Annotated in this window: 11 protein-coding genes; 6 read left to right on the forward strand and 5 right to left on the reverse strand. The window is 69.2% G+C overall.

Annotated features, from left to right (window positions below; all coding sequences use genetic code 11):
- Positions 1 to 26 precede the first annotated feature (26 nt).
- Both MJQ72_RS01840 and MJQ72_RS01845 read right to left on the reverse strand, forming a co-directional pair.
- The gene (locus tag MJQ72_RS01840) at positions 27 to 320 is read right to left on the reverse strand and encodes a putative quinol monooxygenase (RefSeq protein WP_240597254.1); all 294 of its coding nucleotides are present in this window, start codon (positions 318 to 320) and stop codon (positions 27 to 29) included.
- A 25-nt stretch (positions 321 to 345) separates the two neighbouring features.
- Positions 346 to 765, reverse strand: a complete 420-nt coding sequence (locus MJQ72_RS01845; RefSeq protein WP_240597255.1) for a DUF6010 family protein — start codon at positions 763 to 765, stop codon at positions 346 to 348.
- Positions 766 to 858: 93 nt separating this feature from the next.
- On the opposite strand from MJQ72_RS01845, the gene MJQ72_RS01850 reads away from it, so the two are divergent.
- Positions 859 to 1797 carry a GlxA family transcriptional regulator gene (locus MJQ72_RS01850; RefSeq protein ID WP_240597256.1) on the forward strand — a complete coding sequence of 313 codons (939 nt, stop codon included), beginning with the start codon at positions 859 to 861 and terminating at the stop codon, positions 1795 to 1797.
- On the opposite strand, the gene MJQ72_RS01855 is transcribed toward MJQ72_RS01850, so the two are convergent.
- A complete protein-coding gene (locus MJQ72_RS01855; RefSeq protein ID WP_240597257.1) occupies positions 1794 to 2084 on the reverse strand; it encodes a hypothetical protein in 291 nt (96 codons plus the stop codon). The genes MJQ72_RS01850 and MJQ72_RS01855 overlap by 4 nt on opposite strands.
- Before the next feature lie 118 nt (positions 2085 to 2202).
- On the opposite strand from MJQ72_RS01855, the gene MJQ72_RS01860 reads away from it, so the two are divergent.
- The 5 genes from MJQ72_RS01860 to MJQ72_RS01880 all read left to right on the forward strand — a co-directional run bounded on the left by MJQ72_RS01860 (position 2203) and on the right by MJQ72_RS01880 (position 14450).
- A complete protein-coding gene (locus tag MJQ72_RS01860) occupies positions 2203 to 3462 on the forward strand; it encodes an MFS transporter (RefSeq protein ID WP_240597258.1) in 1260 nt (419 codons plus the stop codon).
- A gap of 316 nt (positions 3463 to 3778) precedes the next feature.
- On the forward strand, positions 3779 to 5077 hold the full coding sequence (locus tag MJQ72_RS01865; protein ID WP_396426922.1) for a diguanylate cyclase: 1299 nt from the start codon (positions 3779 to 3781) through the stop codon (positions 5075 to 5077).
- A gap of 25 nt (positions 5078 to 5102) precedes the next feature.
- Entirely contained in the window at positions 5103 to 6545 is a 1443-nt protein-coding gene (locus tag MJQ72_RS01870) for a glycosyltransferase family 39 protein (RefSeq protein WP_240597259.1), read from the forward strand.
- A gap of 67 nt (positions 6546 to 6612) precedes the next feature.
- Complete coding sequence (locus tag MJQ72_RS01875; RefSeq protein WP_240601605.1) at positions 6613 to 7830, forward strand: HNH endonuclease signature motif containing protein; 1218 nt, start codon at positions 6613 to 6615, stop codon at positions 7828 to 7830.
- A gap of 1127 nt (positions 7831 to 8957) precedes the next feature.
- Positions 8958 to 14450 (forward strand): carboxyl transferase domain-containing protein, encoded by a 5493-nt coding sequence (locus MJQ72_RS01880; RefSeq protein WP_240597260.1) that lies wholly within the window; start codon positions 8958 to 8960, stop codon positions 14448 to 14450.
- A gap of 70 nt (positions 14451 to 14520) precedes the next feature.
- Here MJQ72_RS01880 and MJQ72_RS01885 read toward each other — a convergent pair whose 3' ends face one another.
- Both MJQ72_RS01885 and ctaD read right to left on the reverse strand, forming a co-directional pair.
- Complete coding sequence (locus MJQ72_RS01885; RefSeq protein WP_240597261.1) at positions 14521 to 15063, reverse strand: bifunctional nuclease family protein; 543 nt, start codon at positions 15061 to 15063, stop codon at positions 14521 to 14523.
- Positions 15064 to 15086: 23 nt separating this feature from the next.
- Positions 15087 to 16844, reverse strand: coding sequence for a cytochrome c oxidase subunit I (gene ctaD / locus MJQ72_RS01890; RefSeq protein WP_240597262.1), 1758 nt, complete (start codon positions 16842 to 16844; stop codon positions 15087 to 15089).
- Positions 16845 to 16850 lie beyond the last annotated feature (6 nt).

Below are 16850 nucleotides of genomic sequence, written 5' to 3' on the forward strand. Positions count from 1 at the left end.
AGGTCAAGTCCGGCGCTCCACCGCGATCAGTCGAACGGGGGTCCGGAGTAGGAGACCCGGTGCTTGAAGACCTCGCCGTCCAGGATTTCGGCGGAGTACGTCGGCCTAGGCGAGACCGCGCGCCAGGCGTTCAGTACCTCCTCCGACTCCCAGCACTCGAAGATGTTCACCCGGCCCGGTTCGAGGGTGTCCGCCGAGATCACCAGGTCGAGGCAGCCGGGATGGGCCCGCGCCTTCTCGACGATCACCTGGTGTCCTTCGACGTATCGGTCCCGTTCCTCCGGGGCGACGTACACCTTTCCCGCCACGATCACCGTCATTTCAGCGTCCTTTCGTCCGGTCGGTTCACCCCACCGACGAACGGGGACGACGCGAACCGACACGGGCGCGGACGAAATCCGTCACCGATCGCCCGCCGGCGAAACACCAGATCGCGATCACCGGGTCGCAGATCGCGCAGCCGAACGAGGAATCGTCCAGGAACGGGATGATCGGGGCGCCCTTCAGATGGTGCACGACGTCCCAAGCCGTGTGCAGCAGCCAGCCGATCCCGATGAACGTCCACGATTCGAGCCCGCGGTACGCCACATAGGCCATCAGCGCGGTGAAGACGAGTTCCCAGATCCCGAGCCCACCGCCGCTGGCGTAGGCCGCGCCCGCACCGGCGATCATGACCGCGTTGAAGCGGCGGCGGTGCGGCTCGTGGATCAACGACATCAGGACGACATAGGCGAGGCCGACGAGAATCGGCGCGATGATCATCATGGTTCGACGCTAGAACCGGGCGGCCCCCGCTCCCAGTGGCGTGAACGACGCCTTCCAACGGGATCTCGCCATCGGGCGGGTACGTTGCGGTCCATGCACACCGTCGCCGTGCTCGCGCTGGACAAAGTGGTCCCGTTCGATCTCTCGACACCGATCGAGGTCTTCACCAGGACCCGGCTAGCCGACGGGAGCGCGGCCTATCGCGTGGTCGTCTGCGCCGAACACCCGGACGTCGACGCCGGGCACTTCACCCTGCGCGCGCCGCGAGGGCTGGACGCGCTGCGCGAGGCGGGCACGATCATCGTCCCCGGCACCACCGAGCCGGCCCGGACGTTGCCGGAATCCGTCCACGCCGCGCTGACCTCGGCCGCCGCGAGGGGCACGCGGATCGCCTCGATCTGTTCCGGCACCTTCATTCTCGCCGCCGCGGGCCTGCTCGACGGCCTTCGCGCCACCACCCACTGGGTCGCCGCGGAGGCGCTGGCCGCGGCGTATCCGGAGGTCGACGTCGACCCGGACGTGCTCTATGTCGACAACGGGCAGATCCTGACGTCCGCGGGCGCCGCCGCGGGCCTGGATCTGTGCCTGCACCTGATCCGGCGGGATCACGGTTCCGCGATCGCGGCCGACGCCGCCCGCCTTTCGGTCATGGCGCTCGAACGCGAGGGCGGACAGGCGCAGTTCATCGCGTTGCGGCATCCACCCGCTCCGCGAGGCGCGACGCTGGAGCCGACCCTGTTGTGGATGCAGGAAAATCTCGCGCGCGAACTCACACTGGCCGACATCGCCACGCGCGCCGGGATGAGCACGCGCACGCTGATCCGGCATTTCCGCGAGCAGACCGGGACGACGCCGTTGCAGTGGCTGCACCGGACCCGTGTCCGGCAGGCGCAGCATCTGCTGGAGACCACCGAGTACGCCGTCGAACGGATCGGCGCCGAAGTCGGGTTCGGTTCGCCCACCTCGTTCCGCGACCGGTTCAAGCGCACGACCGGCGTCAGCCCGGGCACCTATCGGCGCGCTTTCCGTTAAGCGGCGAGAGCCAGAGCGGTGTCCGAAGCCCGCGCCCGGGCCTGGTCGGCGAACCGCCTCCGCGCGACGACGACTCTGAGCCACCGTTCCGAACGCTCGGCGTCCAGCTCGGAGGTGGCGCGGGCGAGCACCTCGGCGGCGTGCGCGGCGGAATCGATCTCCGCGGCGGCGCCGAGGTAGTCGCCCGCCTCGATCAGCTTGTAGGCGTGGCGCATCTCGGTCTGCGCGGTCGAGTAGATGGCGTAGGCGGTGAGGTTGTTCGCCAGCGGGCCCAGTGAATGCGACATCGGATTCTCCGTTCCTTCTCTTACTGACACGTCGAACGGGCCCGCGCCGGTTCGACATGGCGGACGGATTTTTTCCGAGGGTTGCGCAAAGTGGCCGCTTCACGACAGCCTGAGGCGCATGCCAGCCCGAGCGGCGTCGTTCCGCAGCGTCTTCGCGGTCGCCGGATTCCGCCGGATCTGGCTCGCGCATCTGCTCTCGGTCGCCGGCGACCAGCTGGCCAGGGTCGCCCTCACGGTGCTGGTGTTCGACCGGACGTCGTCGGCGGGCTGGGCTTCGGCGGCGTACGCGCTGACCTTCGTGCCCGACCTCCTCGGCGGCGCGCTGGGCGGTGTCGCGGACCGGTTCTCGCGACGCACCGTGATGGTGGTGACCGACGTCGGCCGCGCGGTCCTGATCGCGCTGATGGCGGTCCCCGGACTCCCGCTGCCCGCCGCGGCGGCGCTGCTGTTCCTCGTCCAGCTCATGGCCGGGCCGTTCCACGCGGCCCGCCAGGCGATGCTGCCCGATCTGCTCGATCCGGACCGGCTGGTCGTCGGCCAGGCCGTCATCTCGTCCACGTACCAGGCCGGGCTCGTGGTGGGCTTCGGCGCGGGCGCCGCCGTCGTCACCGGCCTCGGGGTGCCGGGGGCACTGCTCATCGACGCGGGAACGTTCGCGCTTTCCGCGCTCATGCTCCGCTTCGGGCTCGAACGCTTCCCGCCCTCGGCGCCCGTCCACCACGAACGCCCGTCCCTGATCGAGGGCTGCCGCCTGGTGGCGCGCGACCGCAAACTGCGCTGGCTGCTGCTCATCGCCTGCTGCTGCGGCTTCTACGTCGTGCCGGAGGGCCTCGCCGTCCCGGTCGCCGCCGAACTGGGTGGCGCGGGCGCGCTGCCGTGGCTGCTGGCCGCGAACCCGGTCGGTTCGGTGCTCGGCGGCATCCTGCTGAGCCGGATCCCGCGCGAACGGCAGATCCGGGTGCTGGGCGCGCTGACGGTGGCGAGCAGCCTGGTGCTGATCCCGACCGGCTGGGCTCCCGGCCTGGTCACGATCGTCGTGCTGTGGACGATCTCCGGCGTGTTCTCCGCGCACGACATGATCACGCAGACGCAGTACAGTCTCGCCGCTCCGCCCGCCCATCGCGGCCAGGTGATCGGGGTCGCGATCGCGGCGTTGCGGGCGGCTCAGGCGGCCGGGATCGCGGCGGCCGGGCTGCTGGCCCAGGTCGTCGCGCCGACCACCGTGGTCACCGTCGCGGCGACCGGCGGTGTGGTGGTCGCCTTCGTCGCCGGAGTGGGCTGGTCACGGGCGGTGTCGTCCCGCCGCGGCCCCGGGGAACCCGAAGATCCCGTGGGTCCGGCAGGCGGGACGACACCCGTTGGCGAACACGGTTCCTGACACATCACGTCCAGTTGTTGTCACGACGGGTCGTCCAGTTGTTGTCACGCACTACGTTCACCTCCCTTCGCGAAGCCGCGCTCTCGTGGGCGAGATCACTCACGTCCAGTTGTTGTCCCGCATGCGGTTCACCTCCCTCGAAATAGCGATCTATCCGGCAAAACACTCACCAGTTGTTGTCCTGCATCGGTGCACCTCCCTCGTTTCGGTTGGGCTGTCCGGGGGAATTCGGGGCCACGGCTCTCATCGTCCGGACAACGACGGTCGTCGCAGTCCCGGTTCGATTACGGTGTAGATCACCGACGGAAGAGGGTGCGTGGACGGACGACTCGGCGGCGCGCGGCGGCGGCTCAGGGCCTGGCACCTGTGGAGCCTGCCGCGACCTGTGCGTTCCTACGTCCTGGTCGTGAATCTCATCGCAGTCCTCTCGACCGCCGCCACGGCCCGGCTGATCCCGGTGACCGGTACCGACCTGGTCCGGTTCGGCGTGCTGACGCTGTGCGCGGCCATCGCGATCGAGGGCACCCGGCAGATCGAACGCCAACGGGAGTACGACAGGGCCCCGTCGGTCGCCTACGTCGACACCAAGGCGGTGTGGAGCGTCGCCGCCGTCATCGCGCTGCCTCCGGTGCTCGCCGCCGCGATGGTCGTGGTGACCTACACCATCGCATGGCTGCGGATCTGGCCACATCAACGGCCGGTTCTCCCCCATCGGTGGATCTTCTCCGCCGCGACGGTGCTCTGCGGCACGCAGGCCGCCGTCGTCGTCCTCAGCCTCGGCATGCGCCACTACCCCGGCTCGCCCGACTCCGGGCTGCTCGCCGGGCTGGGCGACCTCGCCGTCATCATCGTGGCCGCCGCCTTGCGCTGGGCGATCAACACCGCGCTGGTGATGATCGCGATCGCGCTCTCGTCGCCGCCGAAGTCGATCGGCGAACTGTTCTCCGGGTTCGGTGACCAGATCCTCGAAGCGGGCGCGCTCGGCCTCGGCCTCGTGACGGCCGTCGTACTCGTCCAGGCCAACCCGCTGGTGCTGGTCGGCGTCGTCATCGCGCTGGTCGCGCTGCACCGCGGGCTGCTGCTGACGCAGTACCGGCGCGACGCGCATACCGACGCCACCACCGGTCTCGTCACGAAACGCCGCTGGCGCCAGCTGGCCGAAGAACAGCTGGGCCGCACGCGCGCCGGCCGCAAACTCGGCGTGCTGTTCCTCGACCTCGACAACTTCAAGACGATCAACGACACCTACGGCCATCCCAACGGCGACCTCGTCCTGCGCGCGGTCGGCGACGCGCTGCGCGCCGAGATCCGCGAGCAGGACGTCTGCGGGCGGTGGGGCGGCGAGGAGTTCGCGATCGTCATCCCGGACATCCACGGCGAGGAGACGCTGCGCCAGGTGGCCGAACGGATCCGGCACCAGGTGGCGGTGGTCTCGGTCGCGCTGCCCGATCGCGACACGGTGCTGACCGATCTGACGGTGTCGATCGGCGGGGCCATGTACCCGGCGGCCAACATCTCCAGCGTCGACGACCTGCTCGTCGCCACCGACATGGCGCTCTACCGCGCGAAGCAGGGTGGCCGCAACAGGGTCGAATTGGCGCCGCCCGCGCAGTAGGATTCCCCGCGTCTGGGGAGGCGCGATGGAGCGATTCGCTCGCGGTCCGGTCGGTCTGGTGGTCGCGATCCAGGTCTTGGTGCTGACGCTGGTTTCGGGGCGGTACGGCTTCCATCGCGACGAGCTGTACTTCCTCGCCGCGGGGAAACGGCTTGCCTGGGGCTATGTCGATCAACCGCCACTGACACCCTTGCTCGCGAGGATCTCCACCGACGTCTTCGGCGCCACTCCCGCCGGCCTGCGCGTGGCCGCGACACTCTGCGCCGCCGCGACGGTGGTCCTGCTGGCGCTGGTCGCCCGCGAGTTCGGTGGCGGCCGTGGCGCGCAGGTCCTCACCGCGGCGGCGACCGCGCTGGCGGCGTTCGTCGTGGTCGACGGGCACATGCTGTCGACGGCCACCGTCGACCTGCTGATCTGGAGCGCGCTGGGCCTGGTGACCCTGCGCCTGTTCCGCACCGGCGACGGACGGTGGTGGCTCGCGATCGGCGCCGTCGTCGGTATCGGGCTGGAGGGCAAATGGCTTGTCCTGCTGATGGTCGCCTCGATCGGCCTGGCGGTACTCGTCACCGGGCCGCGGACGGTGTTCCGCAGCGGCTGGCTCGCCGTCGGGATCCTGCTCGCGCTCGTGCTGGCCGCACCGGGCCTGATCTGGCAGGCGGCGCACGATTTCCCTTTGCTGACCGTGGCTTCCGGGATCAGCGAGGACGACGGTGCGGAGAACCGGATCCTGTTCGTGCCGATGCAGCTGGTCTATCTTTCGCCGGTGGCCGTGCCGATCTGGATCGCGGGCGGTCTCCGGCTCTGGCGTGATCCGGCTCTGCGCTGGGCGCGCTCCCTGGCACTCGCCTATCCGGTGCTGTGCGTGATTTTGTTGGTGCTGGGCGGAAAACCGTACTACTCGGCACCGTTTCTGTTGCTGCTCACCGCAGCCGGCGCCGAGCCCTGCCTGCGCTGGCTCGACCGGACCTGGCGCCGTACTTCGGCTGTCCTGCTGGCTTTCGTGGGCGCGGCAGTGTCACTCGTCGTCGGACTGCCACTGCTGCCGGTGTCCGCGCTGGACCCGGTCCTGGTGGTGAACAAGGAACAAGGCGAGCAGGCCGGCTGGCCGGAGCTGGCCACTTCGGTCACCTGGGTCTGGGAGCAGATCCCGGCGGAGCAGCGCTCGACCGCGGTGATCTTCACGCGGAACTACGGACAGGCGGGGGCTCTGGAGTACTACGGGCTTCCCGGCGTGCACTCGGGGCATATGTCCTATGCGGACTGGGGGCCGCCTCCTGCTACGGCTTCGGGACCCGTGGTCGTCGTGGGCCCGTATCGTCCGGCTTGGTTCACCGGATGTCGTGAGATGGCCGTTCACGACAACGGTCTCGGGGTCGAGAACGACGAGCAAGGGGTGCGGATTTCCTTGTGTACGGGGACTTCCCGGCCCTGGGCCGCGCTTTGGGGCGAGTTGAGGCACTACTACTGAGTCGCTCTCGCCGGAAACTGTCGGTGGTCGGTTGTACGTTCTGCGTGTGGACACTCTCAACGCCACTGTGGCGCTATTGAAGGAAATCACGTCGTCGGACGCTCTTCGGGAGGTCAATGCTTCGCTGGATTCGTTGGGGGACAACGATGCCATGGACGCCGCCGTCGCGGCGTCGGAAGGCATCGCACGCCTGGAGGCGGTCCGGTTCCGCGCGCTGGGGCGGTTGAGCCGCCATCGTGACGGGGCCGGCAGTGTGGCACAGGAGGTCGCGCTCGCTCTGTCCGTTGTGGACGGTCACGCTGCCGGCCTGGTGTCCACCGCTGAGGCGTTGACCACCCGCCTGCCCCACACGCTGGGGCTGCTGGACCGGGGGAAGGTGGGCGGCTTCGGAGCGATGAAGGTCGCCGCCGCCACCGCGTGGCTGTCCGACGACGACGCCCGCGCGGTGGACGCGGCCCTGGAAGACCGGCTACCGGACAAGAACTCCGACCAGATCCGGAAAGCGGCAAACCACGCCGCGATGATGACCGACCGCGACGGCGCCGCCCGGCGGACCGAACGGAACCGCGCCGGACGCCGGGTGACGGTGCGACAGGGCGAGACCGGAGTGGCCTCCATCGAGGTCGAAGACGGCCCTGTCGAGAAAGTCGCCGCCGCCTACACCCGCATCGACCGCGAAGCACGCGCACTACGCGCCGGTGGCGAGACGCGCACACTGGACCAGCTGCGCGCGGACGTCGCCCTCGATCTTCTACTCGACGGCCAAGGAGGGAAGACCGAACGATCCGAGGTGTTCCTCTACATGGACCTGCACACCTACCTCGGACTAAACGATGACCCCGCCGAGCTAGCCGGACACGGCCACATCCCCGCCTCACTAGCCCGGCACATCGCCTCCGGACCCAACACGGTGTTACGGCGAATCATCACCGACCCACTCTCCGGACAGGTCCTCGACCTCGGCCGCGACCGATACCGACCCACCGCAGGCCTGGACGAATTCGTCCGAGTCCGAGACCGCGAATGCCGAAGACCCGGCTGCCACCGCGTCGCCCAAGCCTGCGACCTCGACCACTCACTCCCCTGGCAATTCGGCGGCCACACCACCGACACCGAACTCATCGACCTCTGCCGCCGCGACCACCGCCTGAAAGACGAACCCGGCTGGAACTACCGACTAGGCCCCGACGGAACCCTCACCATCACCACACCCACCGGACAAAGCCACGACAGCACACCCCCACCACTACACACGCCGCGCACTGACGAACCACCACCGTTCTAAGCCATCGCCGAAAAACGACAACAGCCCGCGAACGGCACTGATCCGCTCGCCGCCGTACGGCCACAGCGCACACCGGCCGACTCCGAATCACTACGTTCCCAACGTCGCCGCAAACCGCGCACGAAGACGCCCTTCAGCCATCGCCGAAAAACGACAACGGCACCGTGGCCGCGAACGCCACTGCCCTGCTGGCCGACACACAGCCAGAGCCCGGTCGCGGGCAGGCCGACTCCTGCCGAGGAATCACTACATTCCCAGAGTCGCCAACCGCCCAAGGCCGTCGCCGAAAAGCGCCTACCGTGCCGCACGCCGCGAACCGACTGACTCCGGCTGAGAACCACCACCGTTCTCGACGTCGCCCCAAACACCCAAGACGACACCCCCACCCGTCGCCGAAAAACGACCACGATGCCGCACGTCACGAACCCGGCCGCCGTTTCCCCTGCCTGAGAACCTTCGACATTCGTTTGCCGAGAAACGGCGACGTCCACCGAGCCGCCTCGCAGGCAGCCAGCGCATCAAAACGACGCCACACTCCACCGTGACCGAAAACCGGCCAAGGCTCGGCAACCTCCACTTCAAGACCCGCCGCTCAGCTCGACGCCGAACACGCGCAGCCGGCCCTCGCCGAAAACCGACCCCAGACCCGATACCGCGAACCCGACCACTCTCGCTCGTCGTCGCCGGAAAACGGCAACCGCCACCCGACGGCCCGCCCGAAAGTGCCCAGCGCATCACAACGACGCCGCGACTTGCCGGCCGAACGCCCGTAGCCGAAAACCGACCACACCCACCCCAACCGCCGAGACCCAGGACAACGACCCGTCACCAGAAACGGCCGGCAAGCCCCGGGCACCCCGGTGAAACCGGCGTGAACACCCGGTGACACCTCGCGACCCCGCCCGGCAAGCCGAGCCGTCAGTTGTCCACTTCATGACGTCATCGGGCCCCTCCGCTAGGTGTTCCACGACACTTTTTGGCGGGTTCCTACAATCCCCGGCCCCCGGCATGCGCCACCGGCGACATTCTCGTACCGGCCGGTAAGAGGCAGGCTGTTAGACAGGTACAGAAGACTGCCCCGCGCGTGATCCGGCGGGGCGGTGTCGCGCACTTGGGAGGCTCAGTCGGTGTTCAGTCGTGTCGCCATCGTCAACCGCGGAGAAGCCGCGATGCGGCTCATCCACGCCGTCCGCGAGCTTTCGGCGGAGACCGGACGGCGGATCGAGACCGTCGCGCTCTTCACGGACGCGGACCGGTCGGCGACGTTCGTGCGGGAAGCCGACATCAGCTACAACCTCGGCCCCGCGTCGGCTCGCCCGTATCTCGATTTCGCCGTGCTGGAGCGGGCGCTGACCGAGACCGGGGCCGACGCGGCCTGGGTCGGCTGGGGTTTCGTGGCCGAGGATCCGGCCTTCGCCGAGCTGTGTGAGCGGCTGGGCGTCACCTTCATCGGGCCGAGCGCGGACGCGATGCGCAAGCTCGGCGACAAGATCGGCGCGAAGCTGATCGCCGAAGAGGTCGGCGTGCCCGTCGCTCCGTGGAGCCGCGGCGCCGTCGCGGATCTCGACTCCGCCATCAAGGCCGCCGCCGAGATCGGTTATCCGCTGATGCTCAAGGCGACCGCAGGCGGTGGCGGCCGCGGTATCCGCGTCATCACTTCCGCCGACGAGCTCAAGGACGCCTACGAGCGCACCAGCCTCGAGGCCGAGCGCGCCTTCGGCAGCGGCGTCGTCTTCCTGGAGCGCCTGGTCACCGGCGCCCGGCACGTCGAGGTCCAGGTCATCGCCGACGGCCAGGGCACCGCGTGGGCGCTCGGCGTCCGCGACTGTTCGGTGCAGCGCCGCAACCAGAAGATCATCGAGGAGTCCGCCTCCCCGGTGCTGAGCCCCGAGCAGGCCGACGAGCTCAAGCGGTCCGCCGAGCGGCTCGCGCTCGCGGTCGATTACCGCGGCGCCGGAACGGTCGAGTTCCTCTACCACCCCGGCGACAAGCTGTTCGCGTTCCTCGAGGTGAACACCCGCCTGCAGGTCGAGCACCCGATCACCGAGCTGACCACCGGCATGGACCTGGTCAAGGCCCAGCTGCACGTCGCTTCCGGCGGCAAGCTCGACGGCGTCCAGCCCGTCGAGTTCGGTCACGCCGTCGAGGCGCGGCTCAACGCCGAGGACCCGGACCGCGACTTCGCGCCGTCGCCGGGCCGTATCGCCCGCCTGGACCTGCCCGCCGGCCCCGGCATCCGCGTCGACACCGGGGTCAGCGAAGGCGACACGATCCCGGCCGACTTCGACTCGATGATCGCGAAGATCATCGCCTACGGCCGCGACCGTGACGAGGCGCTCGGCCGTCTGCGCCGCGCGATGGCGCAGACCACGGTCATCATCGAGGGCGGCGCGACCAACAAGAGCTTCGTCCTCGACCTGCTCGACCAGCCCGAGGTGATCGACGGCAGCGCCGACACCGGCTGGATCGACCGCGTCCGCGGCGAAGGCAAGCTGGTCACCCACCGCCATTCCGCGATCGCGCTCGCGGCCGCCGCGATCGAGGCCTACGAGGACGAGGAAGCCGTCGAGCGCCAGCGGCTCCTCTCCACCGCGCACGGCGGCCGCCCGCAGGTCCAGCACGAAAGCGGCCGTCCGCTCGACCTCAAGCTGCGCGGCGCCGCGTACCGCGTGAGCGTCGCCAGGATCGGCCACCGCCGGTTCCGTGTCGGCGTCTCGGCGGGCGGCGGCGACATCCACCCCGCCGACGTCGAGGTCGACCGGTTCGACGAGCACACCGGCCAGATCACCGTCAACGGCACCCGGTTCCGCCTGGTCACCGGCACCCACGGCCCGATCCACCTGGTCGAGGTCGACGGCATCACCCACCGCATCAGCCGCGACGAGGGCGGCGTCGTCCGCTCCCCCGCGCCCGCGCTCGTCGTCGCGACCCCGCTGGAGGTCGGCGCCGAGGTCGAGGCGGGCGCCCCCGTGCTGGTGCTGGAAAGCATGAAGATGGAGACGGTGCTCCGCGCGCCGTTCCGCGCGAAGCTGCGTGAGTGCGTCGTCTCGGTCGGCAGCCAGGTCGAGACCGGTGCTCCCCTGCTGCGGCTCGAGCCGCTGGCGGAGGAAGGCGCCGAGGTCGCGGAGGACGCGGGCAGTGTCGAGATCGAGCTGCCCGCCGAACCGGACGGGACGTCGGCCGCGCAGCGGATCACGCGGGGACAGCAGGATCTGCGCAGTCTCCTGCTGGGCTTCGACGTCGACCCGCACGACGAGCGCCGCACGCTCAGCGCGTACCTCGCCGCCCGTGACGAACTGGAGGGCAACGGCGACCGCCCGCTGGAGGGCGAGGTCGAGCTGCTGACCGTGTTCGCGGACCTTTCCGAGCTGATGCGCAACAAGCCGGCCCGCGAAGACGCCAAGACGGACACCCGGGTGCACAGCTCCCGCGAGTTCTTCCACACGTACCTGCAGAGCCTCGACGTCGAACGCGCGGGGCTGTCGGAGTCGTTCCAGAACAAGCTCAAGAAGGTGCTGGCGCACTACGGCATCAAGGATCTGGAGCGGACGCCGGAGCTGGAGGAGGCGGTCTTCCGCATCTTCCTCGCCCAGCAGCGGACCTCGTCCGACGTCGCGATCGTCACCGCGCTGCTGCGGCAGTGGCTCACCGAGCCGCAGCCGTTCGAGTCGATGCGCGAGCCGGCGGGCAAGGCGCTGGAGCAGCTCATCGCCGCCACCCAGCTCCGCTTCCCGGTCGTCGGCGACCTGGCGCGCAGCGTGGTGTTCCGCTGGTTCGCCCAGCCGCTGCTGCGCCGCACCCGCGCCGAGGTGTACAGCGAGGTCCGCAAACACCTGCGTCACCTCGACCTGCACCCGGATTCGCCGGACCGCGCCGAGCGGATCGCGAGCATGCTGGCCAGCGCGCAGCCGCTCGTCCGCCTGCTCGGACAGCGGATCGGCCGCCCCGGCACCGACCACACGCCGCTGCTGGAAGTGCTGAGCCGCCGCTACTACGGCAACCGCGCGCTCACCGGCGTCGGCCAGGTCACCGTCGGCGGCTGCACCTTCGTCACCGGCGACTACGCCGACGCGAACGAGCGGTTCCACATGGCCACCACCGCCGTCGACCGCGCCGGCCTGCCCGGCGCGATCAAGGCGGTCGCCGATCTCGCCGCCCAGCTGCCCGCCGACACCGACGTCGAGGCGGACGTGTACCTGACGTGGGACGACGAGTCGGCCGACGACGACGCGATGGCCGCCGGGCTGCGCGAGGTCCTCACGGCCGGGGCGTTGCCGAGCCGGATCCGGCGGATCACCACCACGGTCGCCGGGCACGGCGGCGCGGTGATGCACCACCACTTCACCTTCCGCCCGTCCTCGACCGGGTTCAGCGAAGAGCGGCTGATCCGCGGCCTGCACCCGTTGATCGCCCAGCGGATGCAGTTGCAGCGGCTGGCGAACTTCGACCTCACGCGCCTGCCGTCGGGCGACGAGGACGTCTACCTGTTCAAGTGCGTCTCGCCGATGAACCCGTCGGATCAGCGGCTGGTCGCGCTCGCCCAGGTCCGTGACCTGACCCCGTTGCGGGACAACGACGGGAAACTGCTGGCCCTGCCCGCGGTCGAAGGCACGCTGGCCGGCTGCCTCGACGCGATCCGTGAGGTGCAGGCGAAGCTTCCGCCGAAGAAACGCTTCGACACCAACAGGATCATGCTGTACGTGTGGCCGACCAGTGAGCTCACCGGCGAGGAGCTGGACACGGTCGCCCAGCGGGTGCAGCCGTCGACGGCGGGCGCGGGCCTCGAAGAGGTCCAGTTCCTCGGCAGGCAGCGCGACCGCGCGACCGGCGAGGTCAAAGAGGTCGCCGTGCGCATCGGCTACGACGTGAGCGGCGGCGTGCAGATGTCGCTGTCCGAGCCCACCACCGAGCCGATCCTCCCGCTCGACGACTACCGCCAGAACGTGCTGCGCGCCCGGCGCCGCGACACCGTGTACCCGTACGAGCTGACCGAGATGCTCGGCTCGTTCACCGAGTACGACATGGACGACACGAACACCCTCGTCCCGGTCGACCGGAAGAAGGGGCGCAACAAGGCGGCGATCGTCGCCGGTGTGGTCACCACGCCGACCGAACGCCACCCGGAGGGCGTCAAGCGCGTGGTGCTGCTGGGCGACCCGACAAAGGCGCTCGGCGCGCTGTCGGAGCCGGAATGCTCACGCGTGATCGCGGCACTGGACCTCGCCGAGCGGCTGCGCGTCCCGCTGGAGTGGTACGCGCTCTCGGCGGGCGCCCGGATCTCGATGGAGTCCGGCACCGAGAACATGGACTGGGTCGCGGCCGCGCTCAAGCGGATCGTGCACTTCACCCAGGACGGCGGCGAGATCAACATCGTCGTCGCGGGGATCAACGTCGGCGCCCAGCCGTACTGGAACGCCGAAGCGACGATGCTCATGCACACCAAGGGAATCCTGGTGATGACGCCGGATTCCGCAATGGTGCTGACCGGTAAGCAGTCCCTCGACTTCTCCGGTGGCGTCTCGGCCGAGGACAACTTCGGCATCGGCGGCTACGACCGTGTCATGGGCCCGAACGGCCAGGCGCAGTACTGGGCGCCGAACCTCGCCGCGGCGCGTGACGTGCTGATGTCGCACTACGACCACACCTACGTGGCACCGGACGAGTCCGGTCCGCGCAAGGCGGTCACGAACGACCCTATCGACCGGGACATCTCGTCGTTCCCGCACGCGGCCGTCGACAGCGACTTCACCACGGTCGGCCAGATCTTCTCGCGGGAGGCCAACCCGGACCGCAAGAAGCCGTTCGACATCCGCACCGTGATGCGCGCGCTGTCGGATCAGGACCACCCGGTGCTGGAGCGCTGGCCCGGCATGGCGGACGCGGAGACCGCGGCCGTGCAGGACGTGCACCTCGGCGGACGGCCGGTGTGCCTGCTCGGTATCGAGTCGCGTTCGGTGCCGCGCCGCGGCTTCCCGCCCACCGACGGCCCGGACACCTACACCGCGGGCACGCTGTTCCCGCGGTCGTCGAAGAAGGCGGCGCGGGCGATCAACGCGGCCAGCGGCAACCGGCCGCTGGTGGTGCTGGCGAACCTGTCCGGCTTCGACGGCTCACCGGAGTCGATGCGGAAGCTGCAGCTTGAGTACGGCGCGGAGATCGGCCGGGCGATCGTCAACTTCGAGGGCCCGATCGTGTTCACCGTGATCTCGCGGTACCACGGCGGCGCGTTCGTGGTCTTCTCGAAGGCACTGAACCCGAACATGACGGTGCTGGCGCTGGAAGGCTCGTTCGCCTCCGTGCTCGGCGGGGCGCCCGCCGCGGCGGTCGTGTTCGCCGGTGAGGTCAACGCGCGGACCGCGGCGGATCAGCGGGTGCGGTCGCTCACCGAGAAGCTCAGCGGGGCGGCGGGTGCCGAACGCGCCGCGCTGGCCGCGGAGCTGGCCGAGGTGCAGGCGTCGGTGCGGGCCGAGAAGCTGGGCGCGGTCGCGTCCGAGTTCGACGGCGTGCACAGCATCGAGCGCGCGGTGAAGGTCGGTTCGGTGGACGCGATCATCAGCGCCGCCGAGATGCGGCCGCGCATCATCGAGGCGATCGAAGAGGGCCTGGCGAAGCTGCGGTAACACGCGCCATGAAAGGTCCTTTCCTGGCGAAATTCGCCGGGAAAGGACCTTTCATGACATCCGGGGATGGCTAGCGCAAAGGCGGATCGGGCGGCTGGTCCCCGAAGTCCTCCGGCGCGATCTTGTCCAGCGCCGCCCGGAACTCCTCGACCTCCCGCTCCTGCGCGACCGGGTCGGACGGCACCGTCGGGAGTTCCGCGTCGGGCCCGGTCCCCACGATCTCGACCCGCACCGAAGCGACCTCCAGTACCGCGTCCGCCACCTCGATCCCGACCCCGGCCCGCAAACCGATCGCGACCGCGTCGCTCGGCCGGGCCGAAACGCGGATCCCGGAATCGAGTACCAGGTCGGCGAAGAAGATGCCGTCCCGCAGCGCGGTGACCTGCACTCCGGTGACCCGGTGCCCGAACGACTCGACGACCTGGCCGATCAGTTCGATCGTGCCGGGCCTGGGCAGCCGGATCCGCTCCTGAGCGAGCGCCACCGCGCTCGCCTCCGGGCCGCCGATCGTGATCGCCAGCCAGCGGCGTTCGCCTTCCCGTTCGCGGAGCAACATCACCGGTGCCGCTTCCGGGGCCAGGACTGCCATCCCCTCGACGTCCATCGAAATCATGCGCGGTACCTCATTTCCTCGCCTCAGGTGGTGTGGTCGTCCTTCAGTGCCTTGTCCGCCACCACTTCCGACGGGGCGGGCCGGTTACGGCGCTGGAACGGGGTCGTATGCCCCTCGGCGCGCAGCCGGGGAACCATATGCGGATAGTGGAGTTCGAACGCCGGCCGTTCCGACCGGATCCTCGGCAGGTCGTAGAAGTTGTGCCGGGGCGGCGGGCAGGTCGTCGCCCACTCCAGGGAGTTCCCGTGTCCCCACGGGTCGTCGACTTCGACGACCTCCCCGAACCGGTAGCTGCGGACGACGTTCCAGAGGAACGGCAGTACCGACGCGCCCAGCAGGAACGCACCGATCGTGGAAATGGTGTGCAGCAGGGTGAAACCGTCCGTGCTCAGGTAGTCGGCGTAGCGGCGCGGCATTCCCTCGTTGCCGAGCCAGTGCTGGACGAGGAACGTCATGTGGAAGCCGATGAACGTCGTCCAGAAATGGAGCTTCGCGAGCCGCTCGTCGAGCATCCGCCCGGTCATCTTGGGGAACCAGAAGTAGATCCCGGCGAAGGTGGCGAACACGATGGTGCCGAACAGCACGTAGTGGAAGTGCGCCACCACGAAATAGGTGTCGTGGATGTGGAAGTCCAGCGGTGGCGCGGCGAGGATGATCCCGGTCAGCCCGCCGAGCAGGAACGTCACCATGAACCCGATCGACCACAGCATCGGCGACTCGAAGGTGAGCTGCCCCTTCCACATGGTGCCGATCCAGTTGAAGAACTTGATCCCGGTCGGCACCGCGATGAGGAAGGTCATGATGGAGAAGAACGGCAACAGCACCGCGCCGGTGGCGAACATGTGGTGCGCCCACACGGCGAACGACAGCGCCGTGATCGCGATCGTCGCGAACACCATGAGTTTGTAGCCGAACAACGGTTTCCGGCTGAACACGGGGACGATCTCGGTGATGATGCCGAAATACGGCAACGCGACGATGTACACCTCGGGATGCCCGAAGAACCAGAACAGGTGCTGGAAGAGGATCGCGCCGCCGTTCGCCGGATCGAACACGTGCGCGCCGAGCCGCCGGTCCGCCTCCAGCCCGAACAGGGCGGCGGTGAGGATCGGGAAGACCGCCAGGATCAGGATCGTGGTGAACAGGATGTTCCAGGTGAACAGCGGCAGCCGCCACATGGTCATCCCGGGCGCGCGCAGGCAGAGGATCGTGGTGACCATGTTGACCGCGCCGAGGATCGTCCCGAGCCCGGACACGATCAGGCCCATGAGCACCAGATCGGCGCCCACTCCCGGCGCGTGCGCGGCGTTGGACAGCGGCGTGTACATCGTCCACCCGAAGTCGGGCGCGCCACCCGGCGTCAGGAACGAGCTGAGCACCATCAGCCCACCGAAGAGGTAGAGCCAGTAGGAGAACGCGTTCAGGCGCGGGAACGCGACGTCCGGGGACCCGATCTGCAGCGGCAGGATGTAGTTGGCGAAGGCGAAGAGGTTCGGCGTCGCGTACAGCAGCAGCATGATCAGGCCGTGCATGGTGAACAGCTGGTTGTACTGCTCCTGCGACAGGAACTGCATACCCGGCCTGCCCAGCTCGCCGCGCATCAGCAGCGCCATGAAGCCGCCGGCGAGGAAGAACGCGAACGAGGTACTCAGGTAGAGCAGACCGATCGTCTTGTGGTCGGTGGTGCGGACGACGCTGAGGAAGACACTCCCCTTCGGGGCACGGATCCTTCCGCCGAAGCGGACGGCCTCCGGTCGCGGAGAGGGCTTCACGGCGGTCATGGCGAC

Origin of the sequence: Amycolatopsis sp. EV170708-02-1 (genome assembly GCF_022479115.1) — a bacterium.
In the GTDB taxonomy this organism is placed as follows: Bacteria; Actinomycetota; Actinomycetes; order Mycobacteriales; family Pseudonocardiaceae; genus Amycolatopsis.

Bases quoted from the DNA above. Each gene is read 5' to 3' on its own strand.
- MJQ72_RS01840 (WP_240597254.1), bottom strand. From the start codon at position 320: ATGACGGTGATCGTGGCGGGAAAGGTGTACGTCGCCCCGGAGGAACGG.
- MJQ72_RS01845 (WP_240597255.1), bottom strand. From the start codon at position 765: ATGATGATCATCGCGCCGATTCTCGTCGGCCTCGCCTATGTCGTCCTG.
- MJQ72_RS01850 (WP_240597256.1), top strand. From the start codon at position 859: ATGCACACCGTCGCCGTGCTCGCGCTGGACAAAGTGGTCCCGTTCGAT.
- MJQ72_RS01855 (WP_240597257.1), bottom strand. From the start codon at position 2,084: ATGTCGCATTCACTGGGCCCGCTGGCGAACAACCTCACCGCCTACGCC.
- MJQ72_RS01860 (WP_240597258.1), top strand. From the start codon at position 2,203: ATGCCAGCCCGAGCGGCGTCGTTCCGCAGCGTCTTCGCGGTCGCCGGA.
- MJQ72_RS01870 (WP_240597259.1), top strand. From the start codon at position 5,103: ATGGAGCGATTCGCTCGCGGTCCGGTCGGTCTGGTGGTCGCGATCCAG.
- MJQ72_RS01885 (WP_240597261.1), bottom strand. From the start codon at position 15,063: ATGATTTCGATGGACGTCGAGGGGATGGCAGTCCTGGCCCCGGAAGCG.
- ctaD (WP_240597262.1), bottom strand. From the start codon at position 16,844: ATGACCGCCGTGAAGCCCTCTCCGCGACCGGAGGCCGTCCGCTTCGGC.